The 17,209-nt window shown below is 37.2% G+C and carries 15 protein-coding genes; 9 read left to right on the top strand and 6 right to left on the bottom strand.

Annotated elements, in window-relative coordinates:
* Position 1: 1 nt before the first annotated feature.
* On the bottom strand, positions 2-2,749 hold the full coding sequence (locus tag PLEUR7319_RS0109620; RefSeq protein WP_019505008.1) for a CHAT domain-containing protein: 2,748 nt from the start codon (positions 2,747-2,749) through the stop codon (positions 2-4).
* A gap of 80 nt (positions 2,750-2,829) precedes the next feature.
* On the opposite strand from PLEUR7319_RS0109620, the gene PLEUR7319_RS34770 reads away from it, so the two are divergent.
* From PLEUR7319_RS34770 to PLEUR7319_RS43460, 3 genes are all read left to right on the top strand, one after another.
* Positions 2,830-6,105, top strand: coding sequence for a filamentous hemagglutinin N-terminal domain-containing protein (locus PLEUR7319_RS34770; protein WP_019505007.1), 3,276 nt, complete (start codon positions 2,830-2,832; stop codon positions 6,103-6,105).
* A gap of 406 nt (positions 6,106-6,511) precedes the next feature.
* Entirely contained in the window at positions 6,512-6,760 is a 249-nt protein-coding gene (locus tag PLEUR7319_RS0109610; protein ID WP_019505006.1) for a winged helix-turn-helix domain-containing protein, read from the top strand.
* A 150-nt stretch (positions 6,761-6,910) separates the two neighbouring features.
* Positions 6,911-7,120, top strand: a complete 210-nt coding sequence (locus PLEUR7319_RS43460) for a GNAT family N-acetyltransferase (protein ID WP_083892462.1) — start codon at positions 6,911-6,913, stop codon at positions 7,118-7,120.
* Between the two features lie 94 nt (positions 7,121-7,214).
* Here PLEUR7319_RS43460 and PLEUR7319_RS0109605 read toward each other — a convergent pair whose 3' ends face one another.
* On the bottom strand, positions 7,215-7,757 hold the full coding sequence (locus PLEUR7319_RS0109605; protein ID WP_019505005.1) for an MOSC domain-containing protein: 543 nt from the start codon (positions 7,755-7,757) through the stop codon (positions 7,215-7,217).
* 589 nt (positions 7,758-8,346) lie between these two features.
* On the opposite strand from PLEUR7319_RS0109605, the gene PLEUR7319_RS0109600 reads away from it, so the two are divergent.
* Positions 8,347-9,213, top strand: a complete 867-nt coding sequence (locus PLEUR7319_RS0109600; protein WP_019505004.1) for a M28 family peptidase — start codon at positions 8,347-8,349, stop codon at positions 9,211-9,213.
* A gap of 6 nt (positions 9,214-9,219) precedes the next feature.
* On the opposite strand, the gene glgA is transcribed toward PLEUR7319_RS0109600, so the two are convergent.
* The 4 genes from glgA to PLEUR7319_RS0109580 form a co-directional block, all read right to left on the bottom strand.
* Complete coding sequence (gene glgA / locus PLEUR7319_RS0109595) at positions 9,220-10,695, bottom strand: glycogen synthase GlgA (RefSeq protein ID WP_019505003.1); 1,476 nt, start codon at positions 10,693-10,695, stop codon at positions 9,220-9,222.
* Between the two features lie 673 nt (positions 10,696-11,368).
* On the bottom strand, positions 11,369-12,535 hold the full coding sequence (locus PLEUR7319_RS37965) for a response regulator (protein ID WP_019505002.1): 1,167 nt from the start codon (positions 12,533-12,535) through the stop codon (positions 11,369-11,371).
* Between the two features lie 799 nt (positions 12,536-13,334).
* Positions 13,335-14,018, bottom strand: coding sequence for a DUF4335 domain-containing protein (locus PLEUR7319_RS0109585; RefSeq protein WP_019505001.1), 684 nt, complete (start codon positions 14,016-14,018; stop codon positions 13,335-13,337).
* A 3-nt stretch (positions 14,019-14,021) separates the two neighbouring features.
* The gene (locus PLEUR7319_RS0109580) at positions 14,022-14,651 is read right to left on the bottom strand and encodes a DUF3038 domain-containing protein (protein WP_019505000.1); all 630 of its coding nucleotides are present in this window, start codon (positions 14,649-14,651) and stop codon (positions 14,022-14,024) included.
* 131 nt (positions 14,652-14,782) lie between these two features.
* Between PLEUR7319_RS0109580 and PLEUR7319_RS0109575 the strand changes: the two genes are divergently transcribed.
* The 5 genes from PLEUR7319_RS0109575 (at position 14,783) to PLEUR7319_RS0109555 (ending at position 17,041) form a co-directional block, all read left to right on the top strand.
* Positions 14,783-15,301 (top strand): adenine phosphoribosyltransferase, encoded by a 519-nt coding sequence (locus PLEUR7319_RS0109575; protein WP_019504999.1) that lies wholly within the window; start codon positions 14,783-14,785, stop codon positions 15,299-15,301.
* Between the two features lie 215 nt (positions 15,302-15,516).
* Positions 15,517-16,056, top strand: a complete 540-nt coding sequence (locus PLEUR7319_RS0109570) for a DUF2808 domain-containing protein (protein ID WP_019504998.1) — start codon at positions 15,517-15,519, stop codon at positions 16,054-16,056.
* Between the two features lie 71 nt (positions 16,057-16,127).
* Entirely contained in the window at positions 16,128-16,265 is a 138-nt protein-coding gene (gene rpmH / locus PLEUR7319_RS0109565) for a 50S ribosomal protein L34 (protein WP_019504997.1), read from the top strand.
* 19 nt (positions 16,266-16,284) lie between these two features.
* The gene (rnpA, locus tag PLEUR7319_RS0109560) at positions 16,285-16,656 is read left to right on the top strand and encodes a ribonuclease P protein component (protein WP_019504996.1); all 372 of its coding nucleotides are present in this window, start codon (positions 16,285-16,287) and stop codon (positions 16,654-16,656) included.
* Positions 16,646-17,041 (top strand): PH domain-containing protein, encoded by a 396-nt coding sequence (locus PLEUR7319_RS0109555; RefSeq protein ID WP_019504995.1) that lies wholly within the window; start codon positions 16,646-16,648, stop codon positions 17,039-17,041. Before rnpA ends, PLEUR7319_RS0109555 begins: the two co-directional genes overlap by 11 nt.
* The last annotated feature ends 168 nt before the right edge of the window (positions 17,042-17,209 follow it).

Below are 17,209 nucleotides of genomic sequence, written 5' to 3'. Positions count from 1 at the left end.
CTTATAACCAATTACCCAACAAAATATAAGGCGACCAATAAAAAGGTGCTTGATAACCCGGAGTATGTAAAAGTTTGACTTGAGAGCGTCTGAGGGCTTCTGCTTTAGTTGTGTTTTTTGCTAGTTCTTGATAAAACTGACTCATTAATTTAGCAATTGAACTATCTTGAACATTCCATAAAGATGCCAGAGTGCTTTTTGCCCCCGATTCAATTGCGATTCCCGCTAGTCCGATCGTAGCTTGATTATCCCCCGCAGCGGTCTGACAAGCACTTAATACTAATAATTCAATTGGTTGCAAATCACTTTGTTTTCTTAGTTGTAATATATTGCTCAAATTACTCACATCAATCCTTTTGTCCCAAGCCAGTAGAAATGTTTGTGCTAATTCGGAACTAAATTGACCATGAGTAGCTAGATGAAGTATGGGAAAATTTAGGGCATTAATTTGCTGTTGTAAGTTGTTGCTTGTAAATTCTCGATCTAAATACTTCTTGGAAGTAACTTGAGAGCTAATTTCTGTTAATTCAGTTTTTACATTATCCAATGTGCTAAAGCCTTGATGAGCTATAAAGTCTGGTCTAATCTCAGAGAGACCAAATGCCAAGACATTAAGATTATTTTTGGTTGAAGATTGTGATGAGAGTAATTTTAAACTGGGAATAGTAGCAACAGCATATTGTTTTTCAATTAAGTATTGTTGACCATCATATAACGCTGCTAATGGTAAATTACGAAAACCACCATCTAATAGAAAAACAAGAGTTTTTATCTTGGCTTGTACTAACGTTTCTTCAATTGGTTTTACTAACCAACTGTAAACTTTTTGAGACAATAGTAAACTTTTCGGGGAAATAAAGCGTCTTTCTAATTCAGTACGCCACTGAATTAAAGTTTGTTCTAATTCATATCTTGATATAGGAATACTATAACTTTGTAGTTTTGACGATTTTGGTAATCTGACAACTATCTCTAATTGATTTTCCAAAATAATAGGATAGATCAAAGCTGCTGTCGGCTCGATTTCTTGTTGATTAAAGTTTGTGTTAGAAGGAAGATTACAATTCAAAAAATCTTCGACTTCAGCAATTCTTAAATCATCTAGAATTTCTATTGTTTGCTGCAAATTAGCTTGAGTTAACTTACGATCTGGTGCTTGAGTTATCATTAGCTCCACTAAATTTCGGTAGCTAGTTTCTATATCCTGTTGCCAGCTAAATTGAATTTCTGAACTTATTGACACCAGATCTTGTCGTAGAATATTTAGGTCTGCAACAGAACCCTGAAAAGCAATAATAGCTCGGTTGATTCTTCCTTGAGCTTGATATATACGACCTAATTGTGATCGCCATTGAGCATTAAGATCTGTAGCATTAATAGTCTGAGATATATTTAAAGCTGATCGACTAAACTTTTCAGCTTGTGACCAGTTTGCTTGCTTTTCGTAGAAATGACCCCTAATACCCAAAGCCAAAGATTCCGATCTAGAGTCTGACAATTGCCTGGCTTGAGTTTGAGCTTGATTAATATACGGGATTGCTAACTGTTGTTTTGGCTCAATTTCCATCAGACTTTGGGCAAAATTTAGCTGTGCCTGAATTGCAAAATGACTGGAAGATCTAGTGAAAACTGGACTATTTATTAGTGTTTCAACTAAACTATTAATTCGAGAGTCGATATCATGTAAATTTAAACTTTGACTAATAAACCACTGTCGTAAACTGAGCAACAGACTAAGCTCATTCAGTTGTACCTGGGTCATAATGTCTTTGACACCGGATTTAGTGACAGTTTTTTTTGCCTTTCGATAATAACGTAAAGCCTCAGAAGCAGAACTTATGGCTTTTTGTTTTGCTTCCTGTTTAATCTTTGGTAAATATGTTTTGTTATGTAGACTGCGGGCTTGTTTATATTTAGCTTTGTTGAGTTGAGCCAAACTAAGTAAAGTAATACTTTTCTCCTGTGAAGATTGCTCTAATTGCAAACTTTGCTTTAAAACTTGTTCCGAATGCTTCCAGTCTCCAAGCTGACGTAAAATATTGCCCAGACTTTGTAGACCTAATATTTTGAGTTTATGTTCTTTTAGTTGCTCAAAACTTTTCAGCACCATTTTCCAATCGTTCATATTAGAAAAATCACAACTGTAATCATTGGTAGCTGCTTTTAATAAAGTTTTGCAGGTGCGACGATAAAAACCTAATTTTTCTAAAGCCTGTGCTTGATTAATTAGACTTCCGGTAATTCCTGTTGAATCACCTAATTGTTCATAAATTTTGCTAGCTTTCTGCCAAGCTAGGAGGGCAGATTCAAACTTTCCCAAAGCTAGGGCGATCGCTCCCTGGGCATTTAAAGTCTGAGCTAAAATTAATTGAAAATCAACAGTCTTAAGTTCTATATCTTTCAGTAATTGCAGACTATGGTTGATCTTAATATTGGCTACTAACCATTTTTCAGATTTTTGTTCAACTAAAGATAGATAAGTTAAAGCTTGAGCTTGTTGTAATTTATTCCCCCTTGCTGTGGATATTGCTAGAGCTTTTTGCCATTTGGCTGCTGCCGTAGCAAATTGAGAGCGAGCATAATCATCTCGACCCTGTTGAATCAGTTGTTCTAAATTTGATATCTGGACTGATGATATTTGAGACGCAACGGGAAATTGAACGATTGCTAAAATCAAACCTATATAAAACCAAACTATTAGGTATCGAGTTACAAGATGGTTCCAAATCGAGCCAATTCTTCTAAGCATAAATATATTTCAATCATTTCCATGATTGTGATTAAATATATTTCAATGGAAAATAATCTTATAATAAGCGATTTATTCAAATGAATAAATTTTTTTCTAGTTATATTTCTATCAGTTCTCTAATTGTTTACTTGCTTTTCGATAGCCACGTCGCGATCGCTCAAATAATTCCCGATCGGACAACCCCAACTACCGTCAATACTGAGGGCAATCGTTTAGTTATTGATCGAGGAGATAGAGCGGGAACTAATCTTTTTCATAGCTTTGAACAATTCTCTATTTCTTCTGGGAAAGAAGCCTGGTTTAATAATGCAGTAGATATAGAAAATATTTTCTCTAGGATTACTGGCGGGAATATTTCATATATAAATGGTTTGATTCGTACTAATGGCGATGCTAATTTATTTCTCATCAATCCAGCAGGGATTATTTTCGGTGAGGGTGCCAGTTTAGATATTGGTGGTTCATTTTATGGTAGTACAGCAGAAAGTATTTTATTTCCTGATAATGTTGAATTTAAGGCTACTGATAACCAAACAAAACCACTGTTAACTATTAATCAACCTATTGGTCTGAACCTGGGTAATAATCCAGGGGATATTATTAATCGTTCTTTAGTGAAAAATAGTGCGGATGAAAAAGTCGGCTTAGAAGTCTCAAACACAAAAAATCTTAATCTAGTCGGAGGGAATATTAATTTAGAAGGAGGAATATTAACAGCATCTGGAGGTAACATCCAACTAGGTGGATTATCAGCAGCAGGAATCGTTGGTATTAGTGCTGATGGTAGTTTAAGTTTTCCTCAAGAGATAACTAAAGAAAATGTGTCCCTTACTCATGGTGCTCTGGTTAACGTAGTTGATACTGGGGGAGGGGCGATTAATATTAATGCTCAAAATTTGGAATTAAGCCAAGGAAGTCGTCTGATAGCGGGGATAGATAAAGAAGTAAATTCTTCTACCGCTCAAGCAGGAGATATCAAGCTCAATGTTGAGGAAGCTGTCATCATCAATGGACCTGAAAGCGGTATTTTCAATAATGTTGGCGAAGAAAATATCTTAGAAGATGAAGGAGAAGAAGATTATACTTCTAGTTTCAATGCAGTCGGCAATGCAGGCAAGATTAGCATTGAGGCTGGCTCATTATCCATCACTTCCGGAGGAAGAATTGGGTCGACTATTTTTGGGCAGGGTAATGCGGGGGATGTGACGGTTAATGCCCGTGAAAACATTGAAATTCAAGGGTTTGACAATGCTCCAGATGTTAATAGTGAATATCCAACTGGTATCTTTAGCAATTTAGAAGTTGGAGCCAAAGGTAACAGTGGCATAATTAAAATCTCTTCTGACTCATTTATCCTGGCTAATAGAGCTCAATTAAGGACTTCAATTGGTCAAGGTGCAGAAGGTATTGCTGGCAAAATTCTCGTGTCAACTGGCTCACTGACTCTCAATGATGCTGGCACTAGATTGGCAACTTCGGTACGTCGAGAAGGAAAAGGTACCGGTGGAGATATCGAGATCGAGGCTGAGACAATGACTATCAATCCGGGTAGCACATTATTAACGGAACTTGGTCCAGATGCGGTAGGTGAGGCCGGCAATATCGAGATTAAGACAGGCTCTCTAATACTGAATTCACCCAGTCTCAAGGAAGATAGTAGTTCAGCCGACAGATCTCTAATCGAAACAAGTGTATTTGATAGGGCACAAGGTAACGGCGGGAATATTGAGATTCAAACCAATTCTTTATCTTTAAGAGGAGAAGCTTTCTTGGCTTCAGAAATAAGAGAAGAAGCACAAGGTAACGCTGGTAATATCTTCATCGATACTGGCTCACTAACTCTCGACAAAGATAGTACTATTCAATCGATAACAGAGGCAATGACTATAGGTAATGCTGGAAATATCGAGATTAATGCCCATACTGTTGAGATACATGAGGGGTCGACAATATTATCGACCACTAAAGGAGAGGGAAATGCCGGCAAGATCGAAGTCAATGCCTCAGATTCAGTAGTTATTTCTGGCATTAGCGATTTTCTATATCTTGACAGAATTTTAAGAGACGAGATGACTGGAGAAATAGTAAGAAGAAACCCGATAGCAGAAGGTGGTTCTAGTGGTTTGTATACATCTGTTGAAGAAAAGGCTTCAGGTCAGGGTGGCGATATTGTAATTTCAACTCCCAATTTAAAAATCTTAGATGGAGGTGTTGTTAGCGCAGAAGTTGAATCCACAGCTCAGGGACAAGGAGGCGATATATTTATTGATGCAATTCAACTGGAACTTGGTGATGGTGGACAAATAATAGCCGATGGTTTGGGAATTGGCGACGCTGGTAAAATTACTCTCAATATTAAAGACAGTATTAGGGTTTTCGGCAGTGACCCGACTTTTTCGGAACGTTTTAAAGCTGAAAAAAGAACACGAGAGTCAATAGGACGAAATTCAGAAGAAATAACAGTTAATGGACGTTTAACTGAGCAAGAGGGAAGAGAAAATTTTACCCAGGTTGGTATTGGAGATGACCGCCAAATATCGAGTGTTTTTGCTAACAGTGAGAATCAAGGCAGTGGAGGGATTATCAATATTCAGACAGGTACTCTTACCTTAGAGGATGGAGGTCAGATCGCTGCAGCTACCAGCGCAGGAGAAGGTGGAAACATCATACTAAGAATTGACGATACTTTGAGTATGCGCAATAGTAGTTTGATATCTGCCCAAGCGACTGGCGATGCTGATGGCGGCAATATTGACATTACTACAAAATTTGTTGTTGCCTTTCCCAATGAAATATTCAGTAATGGTAACGATGTAATAGCTAATGGTCTGGTAGGTCAAGGTGGCAATATTAATATTTCTGCTCAGCAAATTTTTGGTTTAGCAGAACGTAAGGCTACTGCTAATAATGTTACTAATGATATTGATGCTAGTTCAGAATTTGGCTTTGATGGCAATATTTCCATCGACACTCCTGAAATAGATCCTAGTAGAGGATTAACAAAACTTCCCATTAAATTTATTAGCCCTAAGCCTTTACAAAGTTGTCACAGACAAAAACGTCAAGATAGTTTTATTAATATAGGTCGCGGGGGTCTACCTGACAATCCAGATAAAATCAACAGCAATAATACCTGGGAAGATTTACGTTCTGTTGATAATGGTTTTCGTAATTCGTCAGGTAGAACAATTAAGGATGTTGCAGTTAATGCTAAATCAAAACCAAAACAAATTGTAGAAGCTCAAGGATGGAGAGTAAATTCTCAAGGTAATGTAGTTCTTACAGCACAACCATTCACTAGTTCGAGCCAAAATGAAGCTATCAAATATACTACTTGCTATATTTTTGGTTGATACTGATGAGAGGAACACCAAAAGCCGAAATTGAAATAGATGTACCTGACGATTATTTAGTTCTTATGAACTATAACTCATGGCTTTAATCTCTTTTTCGATCTACTAACTTTGTATTGCTGAGGATGGATAAAGTTCACGAATTCAGAATTGTTACAGGTGGTCTAAATCTTAATATAATGTGTCAAATTTAAATATTTGACACAAATTTATGATTAAAAGAATTGCTGTAGGTTCTTGATAATGGAGATTTTTATTTGAGAATTTGAACTTGATTGTTATTAGCGATCGCTGTCACCCATTCACTTATTTTTCCATTGAATTTTGTAGCTAATTATTAGAGCCAATTCATTAACTATGTGTCAAAATTATATTTCTGACACAATCTAAAAGAAAATTCTGCTTTATGCTGATTGATGGTAAAAAATATAGTTACCGCCAGCTAATTGAGGAAACTGGTCTTTCTAGAAGTACTTTGCACCGACGTGTTAAAGCTCTTAAGGAATCTGGTGTGCCTCTTACCATGGGTGCGATCATGCAATTTCCAACTACTTGGGCTTTTCACGATCGCCATGGTGATTTTTATTCCTCTAAAACTGATTACGCAATCAAGAATAATATTCCATACTATGAAATGTTTCAAAATAATGAATAATAAACATTTATCATTTATCTATCAGTGTCTCTTAAACGTACGAGGAGATAGTATTTGTTCTAGAGAAGAGTAACGGAAAGCTCGGGGAGATTCATCGAATTGAGGGTGCGAAACTACGCTGAAGGTAGTTAATCAGAAAAAGTTCCCTATATTGAAGGTTGGTATATAGATCTGGAGCTTCGGGGCTGTGGATATGGAAAAAAGTTAATTCAAACCGCAGAAAATTGGGCGACAGAAAATGGTTTCGATGAATTGGCAAGTGATGCTGGACTAGAAAATTTGGTCAGTATTGCCGCTCACAAAGCATTGGGCTTTGAGGAAGTTGACCGAATTGTATGTTTGATTAAGAAGTTGATTTAAGGAAATTGAAAATTTCCTTTTCTTAATTAATGTGTCATAAATAAACTATTGACACATTTGAAAAAATTATGAGTAGCTATTTTTGAATAAGCTTTTAAACTCGTTCAAGCGATCGATATGGTTTAGGCGGAAATTCAATATTAATCTGATCTCCAGTATTGACTACTCCACTAGCTAAGACAATACCCATAATTCCAGCTTTACGAATGATATTGCCCTGTTCATCTTTATCTAACACCGCAGCCATTAAACCAGGTTGAAAGCGGTCTAGTTGAGTGCAAGGATTGCGTAAACCAGTTACCTGAATAACCGCGTCATTTCCTAGATGTAGCAGTGTGTCGGTAGGTAATTCTAAAAGATTTATACCCCTAGTCGTAATATTTTCTCCCATTTGACCGGCTAAGATGTTAAACCCGACAGCCTTTAACTCATCGTGTAATTCAGCATGAATTAAATGCACTTGTCTTAAGTTAGGTTGATTAGGGTCTTTTGCTACTCTGGAGCGATGTTTAACGGTTCTTCCAGAATGAGCATCGCCTTCAACACCTAATCCTGCTAATAACTTGATACTATCCTGATTTGATTTACTAAATGCATGGGTTGCTCTGCGACTTACGGCGGTCACTATTCCATTCATCGATATTAGCCTCTCTCAAAAATGTATCAATTATTAATTTATGACACATTTTAATTATTGAAGTTGTAGCAGTGACTCTTTGTTTAACAACAATCAAGGGAGTTCATTCTATTATTTTTGATGATTGGAGCTTTAATATTGTCGCGATCGCCTGAACTTTGCTTTCAAGATCACCTCTATCTAATAGTACTTGTAAACTAATAAAATGTGTCAAAACTAAACTAGTGACACATTTTAAAGAATTGAGTAGAAAAACAAGATTGGTAGAAATAGACTTACATAATTCACTTTAATAACAAAAAACATCAAGTTTTTTATTGCTTTTTAAGACTAATATCTAGGAAAATTTTTATCTTTTTGGAAAATAAGTGATAGTAAATTTAAATTCAATATATAGAATTGGAAGCATTCAAAATGTTATACATACTTTTGCCTGTAAACGCTTGTGATTTATATTTTGTCAAAGAACAATGAACTACCGATAACAGTAATTATCGGTAGTTAAGCTAAAAACGTACACAACGTCCACAACTATAGTGGTAAATGGTTAGAATTATTGAGAAATCACGCTGTCTAAAAAAGTAGTAAGATGGAAAACCAACAACAAATAAATGTCAATTTGAAACAAAGGCTTTACGATCATCTGACTCAAATTGTACGAGAGCGAGATCCCTATGTTGCTTCTGGAGGACATTTTTTGGTTAGGGAATATATCCGCGAGTCTTTATCTCAGTGGGGAAAAGTGGACAATCATGAATTTGAAGTTAATGGTAAAACTTATCAAAATCTAATCCTCAATCTTGATTCCGATCAAACATCCAACTTACCTCCGATCTTAATTGGCGCACATTACGATGCTGTACCTGGGACTCCTGGGGCAGATGATAATGCAACGGGAGTAGCGGTTCTATTAGAGTTAGCAGCAGTTTTTACTACTAGTCCGCTAAAATATCCCGTTAGGCTAGTAGCATTTGATTTGGAAGAATATGGTTTATTAGGTAGTACTGCCTATGCTCAACAGCTTAAGCAAAATAAAGAAAAGTTAAGACTGATGTTGTCCCTAGAAATGTTGGGATATTGCGATAATGCTGCTGATTCTCAGTCTTATCCTAAGATATTAAAACCCTTTTATGGCGATCGCGGTAACTTTATTGCTTTAGTAGGTAATTTAAAAGCCTTTCCTGATTTAATGCGTATGAGTCGCCAAATGAAACAAACTGGCACTCCCTGCGAAATATTACCAGATCCTAGTAGTGGCAAACTGGTTCCCATCACTGGATTTAGCGATCATCGTCCTTTTTGGCAACAAAATTACCGTGCCATCATGGTGACAGACACGGCAATGTTGCGTAATCCTCATTATCATCAGGCTAGCGATACAATCGACACTCTGGACTTAGATTTTTTAACTAATGTTTGTCAGAGTTTGGTCGCAGCTTTAAAGAAAATTAATTAGACAGACTTACTTAAACCGAATCAGCTCATAAATACTGAGATATTGAGAAGCTGAATTTTTCCAAGAATAATTGTATTCCATTCCTTGCAACATTAGCTGCTCAAATTCCTTAGGATACTCATAATATAAGCCGATCGCTCTTTCCATAGCTGATTCTAAAGCATGATTATCCATTTGATAGAAGACATAGCCATTACGCTTTTCTGGGGCATGGTCTAGATCGTAGTCACGGTCAAACACGGTACTGAGTAGACCACCAACACCTCTTACAATCGGTACAGTGCCGTATTTTAAACTAATCAGTTGAGTCAGTCCGCAAGGTTCAAAGTTACTGGGAACAACTACCATATCAGCCCCAGCATAGATTAAGTGAGCTAGTTCTTCGTTGAAACCAATCTCTAGATGTACGTCGGGATTATCGTTGAGAAAATGCTTTTCATGCCAAAATTTAGCGTTGACATCACCGGAAGTAGCTGAACCTAATAATACAAATTGAGCATTACGATTAAGAGCATAGTAGATTGCATGATGAACTAAGTGTACTCCCTTTTGATCGTCTAAACGACCGATGTAAGCAATAAGGGGTTTATCGCAATCCTTTAACAGTAGTCGTTCTCGTAAAGCTTGTTTGTTTTTTGCTTTATTTTGAGGCTGATTAAGACTGTACTGAGAGGGAATATAACTATCTGACTCAGGATTCCACAGATTGTAATCAACACCGTTAAGAATGCCACTAAATTTACCTTGATGAATTTCTAGAGTATGACCCAAGCCATAACCGACATCCGTAAAGCGAGCTTCCCATGCATGATGAGGAGAAACAGTATTAACATAATTGGAATATACTATCCCACCCTTCATGAGATTTAGAGCAAAGGGATTGAAGTTATCTTGTAGACGATCATAGTGGAAGTAGTATTCAGGTCGATTTAAACCTGTCGCCATCAGGATATCGTTGCCACAATTGCCTTGATGTCTAAAATTGTGAATTGTGTAGCAGACTCTCTGACGTTCCATTCCGTAGTACTGATACATTTCGTATAGCATCACGGGAACTAAGCCAGTTTGCCAGTCGTGACAATGGATGATATCAGGACGTTTATTACTTTTGAGTAAAAACTCCATTGCCGCTTTACTAAAGAAAGCAAAGCGCATCGGATCATCTTCACCACCATAGACATATCCACGATTAAAGAATTGATCTTGGCTCTTAGGTTGAATAAAGAAACAAAGTCTTCCGTGTACCCAACCACAAAAAACGTCACATTTAATTTCACCACCATACCAAGGTACGTCTAGATCGCGATAGGCATCGTGCAATCCCCAAATATGGTCATATCTCATGCAGTCATACATCGGCAGAATTAGCTCGACACAGTGACCCCGCTCCTCTAATTCCCTACTCAACCCATAAACCACATCTCCTAAACCGCCGGCTTTAATTACAGGAGCGCATTCGGAGGCAATCTGCACGATGTACATAATTTATTTAAACCCTCGCTTAATAAAAATTTATATTTGTCTATTTTAATTTAAGATTTTAGAACACAAATTCGTTTTTTCGCGGATTGATAGAAATAAAAAATATAAAATTGATCTTCTATCAACCTTAGTAGCCAGACAAAAAGGCGGAGGAAGCAGATTGTTGAAATATAAAGGAATGAAAAACGTATCTTTAATAATTGTATTATCTACTATTTAGTTTTTAAAAAAATTGCTTAATACACGAGATAAATTAAGTGATGTTTGATCTACAAAGCTCATTCTCATCAGGCTTCAAGAGTAATAAGTAGGAAGTAGTGAGTAAGGAGTAATACTTCCAGAATCACGCAAGACCAAGGCGCATATTTCGCCGCATGTATTCAAAAATTGAATTATATTTTTTTAGCTTTGTCCTAATTGATGAAGACACGTGTGCGAAAGCTTCTTCCTCACCGTGAGATGTCCGTGAGGACAAAGGGCTTGCCGGTATGTGTTTCGACCAAACTTCGGGCATTACTCATTACTCATTACTCATTACTCATTACTCATTACTCATTACTCATTACTCATTACTCATTACTCATTACTCATTACTCATTACTCATTACTCATTACTTGTTACTTGTTACTTCAGCCCAAAGGGCTTGGTAATGAGCAAGCTATTTTAATTGTTTTAAGTCTTGATCTTTTTACCCTTTCCCAAACCACTTAATCCTAATATTGACCAAAATATTCGTCTGCGCATCAGTAACACTAATATTCCCACAAGTAACATCACATAAGTACGGAAGTGATGAATAATTTCTATCTGAATCTGCCCAAAGTAGTGAGGTCCTACTAAGATCGTATGTATTATTGCTAAAGCCAGGCTAGGAACAGTCAGTAAATGAATTTTGCGCCAGTTTTTCCCTAATTTCTTTTTAAAATGATTAAAACTAGTTATGGCAGCAGGAGTCATCGCCGCCAAGGACAAAATACCAGCCCACATTCCCCATTGGAATTTGGGTGACATTAAGAAGATTGTTGCCCAATTTGAATGCAAGACATTAATAGTAGCATAAATAGCATGACCTAAGGCAGTCGCAAAAGCAAGTATACCGATAGTTCTACGATATTTTAGAGGTAGATCCCATAAGAAACGAATCGGACGAGCAATCAATGCCAACATCAAAAAGAACACCCCTGCGTGCCCGAGATGATGACCCATACCATCTGTTTTAGCCAATAGAACTATTCCGATAACTAATGCCGCCCAATCACCGTATCGAAATAATGGTTTTTCTGGCTTGACTTTAGCTTTTTTAGCCAGTTTAGTTTTTGACGATTTTACTTGACTAGTTTGTGGTTTGACTTTAATTTTTTGACTAGAATCAATAGTACCAACTTTTTCGGGAGCTGCTACGGTGTTGGTGGAACCTGAATTGTTAAAAGCAGTTTTTGCCAGGCTATCGAGAACCCCGGGTGCTAGTTGAGAAGAGCCTCGATTGACTGCCCGAATTGCTGAAGCTAAATCTTGAGCAATCATATTTTTGAGCAGATAACCTTTTGCCCCTGCCGCGATCGCATCCATAATTACGGGGTCATCCTCAAAGGTACTTAGAACAATAACCTTTACTTCAGGAAACAGTTTGGTTATCTCCTTGGTAGCCTCAATGCCACCCATAACCGGCATCAGTACATCTATCAAGACGACATCTGGTTTTTCTTGAATAATTTGCTCAATGGCATCTTGGCCATTGTGAGCAAATCCAACAATGCTGATATCTTCGACAGATAAAAACATTGCTTTCAAACCCTCACAAATTAGCTTTAGGTCATCTACAACCAATACGCGAATCATTTTAAGATGCTCCCACTCTCAAGTTTACAAGGTTTGTAAGTTTCCGTTTCTCGCTATATCCTCTCAGGAAACTCTCATTTTGCTTTAATTTTGCTTTAATTTTGTTTTGATAATGTTAAACAAAATACTTTAATTAGAATATTTAATACAAAAATTTACAATGTGTTAAATAAGTAAAAGTATTATTAACGCAAAAACTTCAGATTTCAAGCTATGACAGCTTAGAACTGTGATAAATTAAAAAGCCCGATTTTCCCCACCATAGAATCACAAGGGTGACAAACTAGAAACAGGAATTAAATGGCTATTTGAAGTCTTAAAGTTTATTCTTAAATTACGGATAATTTTGAATATCTGTCAGTTTAACGATTGAAAATTGACCAAGAGATCGTATCTAAGAATTAAAGCACAATGGGATTTTTGGCTCAACATTGGTTTGGCGATGATCATTAAGAACAGGTTTTAAATTCTAAAATTTGGTCAAAAGTGATTGAGAAAAAGCACCATAAAACTAGCGAGCAAATCTCGCTTAAGGAAGTAACACAATTCTAGATAGATTATTATCTACTAGTTGCTTTTACTTATCAAACAGTTTTCCACTTTCTAAACTGCTTGTCAAACTTAGACAAATTTGAATATAAAATACTTATGAAACTAGCAATGAGTGCCTAAAATGAGTAGTTAAAATAATCCGATAAAAGTGTTGATTTCTTCAATAATTTTGATCGGGGGTATTAGACTCAATAAAAACTTTTATAAATTATTAAATATATTAAGGAACAGTACTAGAACTCTAAAATCAATTAGTGGGAATAGGTTCTGCCTCTGAAGATGGAAGCTCTTTGGGGTCCGTACTTGGAGTAGTTTCGGTCGTATTATCTGTGGATGCCGGCTTAGGTTCACGCATTTCTGGGGGAGGAATCATAAACAAAGCTCCAGCCATCACTGCTAAACTACTAAATCCCAGCACTACGGGAGTTAGTCTCTCTGTTAGAGGTTGTTCGGGTTTACGGTAGCGCTTGCTAATTGGTCGTAATTCTAGAGTCATATTGGGCAGAGTATGGCGATCGCCATAAAACTGATCAATCGCATCTACTAAATCGAATAACTCGACTGTGGTTAAATTGACCTCAATCTTTTGTTCCTCACTACCTGGTTCAGGCTCAAGAGTTAGACGATGCAGATTTTGTTCGATAACTTTTTCCAGTGTAATTTGAGGATAGTTTGTCGTTTCTTGGTTGGGTTGAGACAAACCACTCAAAAATCCTTGAGCATACTTACTTACCGCTTGAGATAAGTTTTCTAAGAAAACGCTGCCACCACTAAGTTTTTGGTTGGAATTAAGAAAATTACACTCAGCATTAATCAAGATAGACATGGGGGGATGTCCATCTAAAATAGCAACGCTTTCAGTATCTGCATCTTCGAGCCCTTCCAACACCAAATTACAGTTTGGCAAACTGTATTGTCGCTTAATATTCATCTTTTATGCCACTTCTCCATCGAACAAACTAAACCACACCCTCTGCATTCCTCTGGTTCCTGTACAAAACAACAGCTTATTTAACAACGATAAAGCTAATTCGTTCAATTGTTCTTCTGAGGCTATGTAGGCTGATACTTTAGCACGGCGAGAGTTCATACGGCTACGGAAATGGGCGCGAAATCTTTCTAAATATTCTGAGAGACGAAAATGATTGTCGATCGGCAAATTTTTCTCTCGCATCTGTTGTTCTGCCAACAGTAATTGTCTAATTATTACCATCAGCTCTTTAGCTCGGTAAGCAGCAATAATTACTAATGCTTTGGCTTGGTTTAAGCTCAAATAATCTCTAGTGTAAGAACGTCGCCAAGGATTACTACAGCGCAAACGCCAAAGATTGACACGATGTTTAATAATTTCTTCTATTCCCAACTGTCTTGCCATCGCCAACATATGCTCTGATGCTCCTAATTCGAGAGCTTCGAGAGCTAATAAAAGTAAATCGATTTGTAATTGAGTATGGGGGGAACAACCCTTAGAGGGAAGAGATATGTCTGGTAAAGTGCTTAAAATTGATGCTTGGCTTTCCGCAGGAGCAGGAAAATCAGATTCTAAACTTGCAGATTGGCTCATTATAAAATTAAATCCATATTCTAGTTATATGTATTATTCTTTGTCGAGGATAACAAATAAATCTCTGGTGTTATGATGCCATAGCTATTAAGACAAAGGATGGATTGAATCTAATTTATTGACGTTTATTTATGGAACTCAAATCTTTAATTCGCGATATTCCCGATTTTCCCCAACCAGGAATTATTTTTCGGGACATAACCACTTTGCTGAATAATGCTGAAGGATTGCGCTACACCATCGAGCAACTGACTCATAAATGTCAGGCGGCAGATTTGGTTCCCGACTATGTAGTGGGCATGGAATCACGGGGCTTTATTTTTGCCACCCCGTTAGCTTATCAACTCCAAGCTGGTTTTGTCCCTGTACGTAAATCAGGTAAACTACCCGCTTCTGTTCATTCCGTTGCCTACGAACTAGAATATGGTACCGATCAGTTAGAAATTCATCAAGACGCGATCGCATCTGGGGCGAAAGTCTTAATTGTCGATGATTTGTTGGCTACTGGAGGGACAGCTAAAGCCACAGCTCAGCTTCTAGGACAAGTAGAAGCCGAAGTTATTGGCTGTGCTTTTGTGATTGAATTGACGACCTTAGCGGGAAGAGAACAATTACCTGACATACCAATTATTAATTTAGTGGAGTATTAAGAGAATCAACTTATCCTCAATTATTTAGTTTCAACTTCATATTTTCCGTAAACTGTTGCTCATTAAGTTGCTCATTAATTTGTTCTCCTGACTCTCGATTACTATAAATATGTATTGGCACTTTTTTGACCTAATAACGTCCGACAATTTGATACCTTTACTTAGTCAGTAAAATAGTAGGGTTGAGTAACAATTAACCTCTAAGCAAAATAATTATGTTTCTTCGTAAATCATTTTTCAAACCTCTATTAACAGCATTAACTTTAGCTACCTGTACTCTGGGGGGAGTTCATACTCTGGCTGTGGCACAAGGAACACCAGGCTTAGTTATTTTTGGTAACAGAGATGTAGATATTCTTAATTACTATCTAGATTTTGGTGGTGTTGCCGACAATCGCGATCGCTATCGTCTTAGAATTCCTAAAAAGAAATTACAGAATGGAGCAACTCAGTTTGTCATCTCTTATCCAGATTATTTTGATGGCAAATTTGATACCGATAAAATTGAAGTTAGACCGAATGGAGATAAGAAAAAATCTTTAACCCTCAAAGATGTAATTTGGGACGAAGACAATCATTTTGTCCAGATAAATTTGGCAGAGCCTCTCAAAGATCCCAAAAAATTAGAGATTGTCATGTCTAATGTCAAAAATCCCGAAGTCGGTACTTACTATTTCTATGCCCAGGTTGTGCCTGCTAACACTCCACCAGTTCCCGAGAGAGTTGGAGCATGGGTTTTGAGTATCAATCCGTAGTTTATAGTACAATTATGGATTGTGACTTTTCGTCAAGTACTTTAGCTCAATTTTTACAGAGGGAATAATCAGTGACTCAGCGTACTTTGGGCGGAACCAACCGCAAACAAAAAAGAAAGTCTGGTTTTCGCGCTCGTATGCGAACCAGCAATGGCAAAAGAGTGATCCAGGCTCGCCGTAAAAAAGGTCGCCATCGCTTGGCAGTCTAAGTTCAGTTAAGTATGGGATATGGGATTGCCAAAAGCCCATCGGCTCAGAAATCGGCAAGACTACAGGGCTGTCTACGACCAAGGTATCCGTCGTTACAGTCCTCACCTAACCTTAGTGGCACTTTTTTCCCAGGCACAAGCTAACTTAGTTTCTAATTCAGAAACGATGATTGGCATCTCTATTAGTAAAAAAGTCAGTAAAAAAGCTGTGGTTCGCAACCGTATTAAAAGGCAAATTAAAAGTGTAATTAGAGCTAAGTTGACCAAGATGGCCCCTGGTTGGAAAATAGTAATTGTCGTTAAACCCAAAGCAGTTGAATGCAAATATGAACATTATTTGCGAGAATTAGAAGAGTTATTAAAACAAGCAACAATAATCAATGGGTATTAAAGAAGAAGTTTTTTACGAAGGTGGACCCCACGTCGGAGATTTAATCTTCAACATATTATTAGCGTTTACCGTAATTTGTATCCCTTTAACTGTCGGTGCGATCGTCAGAGCTTTGTGGTTACGCTATCGGATTACAGATCGTCGGATTTGTGTTACCGGTGGCTGGATGGGAAGAGAACGAACAGATATTATCTATTCCGAAGTTATCAAAATTGTCAAAGTTCCTAGAGGTATTGGTCTATGGGGAGATTTAGTAGTAACTCTAAGAGATAAAAGCCGTTTAGAAATGCGTGCAGTTCCCCAGTTTCGAGAAATTTACGACTATATTTCCGAAAAAGCAGCGGCAAAAACAGGTAGACCTCTTGAAGCAATTCAAGTTAACTAAAATAAGCCGTGTGTGAATTAGCTTCGTCAAGATTTATTGGTCTAATTCACACGAGATATCTATATGAACCCTAATTAAAAACTATAGTTAATATTGTTTAGATCGGTTTTCCCTCTGGGTAATCGGCTAAACTGGACTGAAAATTGAAGTTATTCCGCAAAGGCTGGA

Source organism: Pleurocapsa sp. PCC 7319 (assembly GCF_000332195.1).
Taxonomy (GTDB): Bacteria; Cyanobacteriota; Cyanobacteriia; order Cyanobacteriales; family Xenococcaceae; genus Waterburya.
This window is presented reverse-complemented; position numbering and strand designations above follow the sequence as displayed.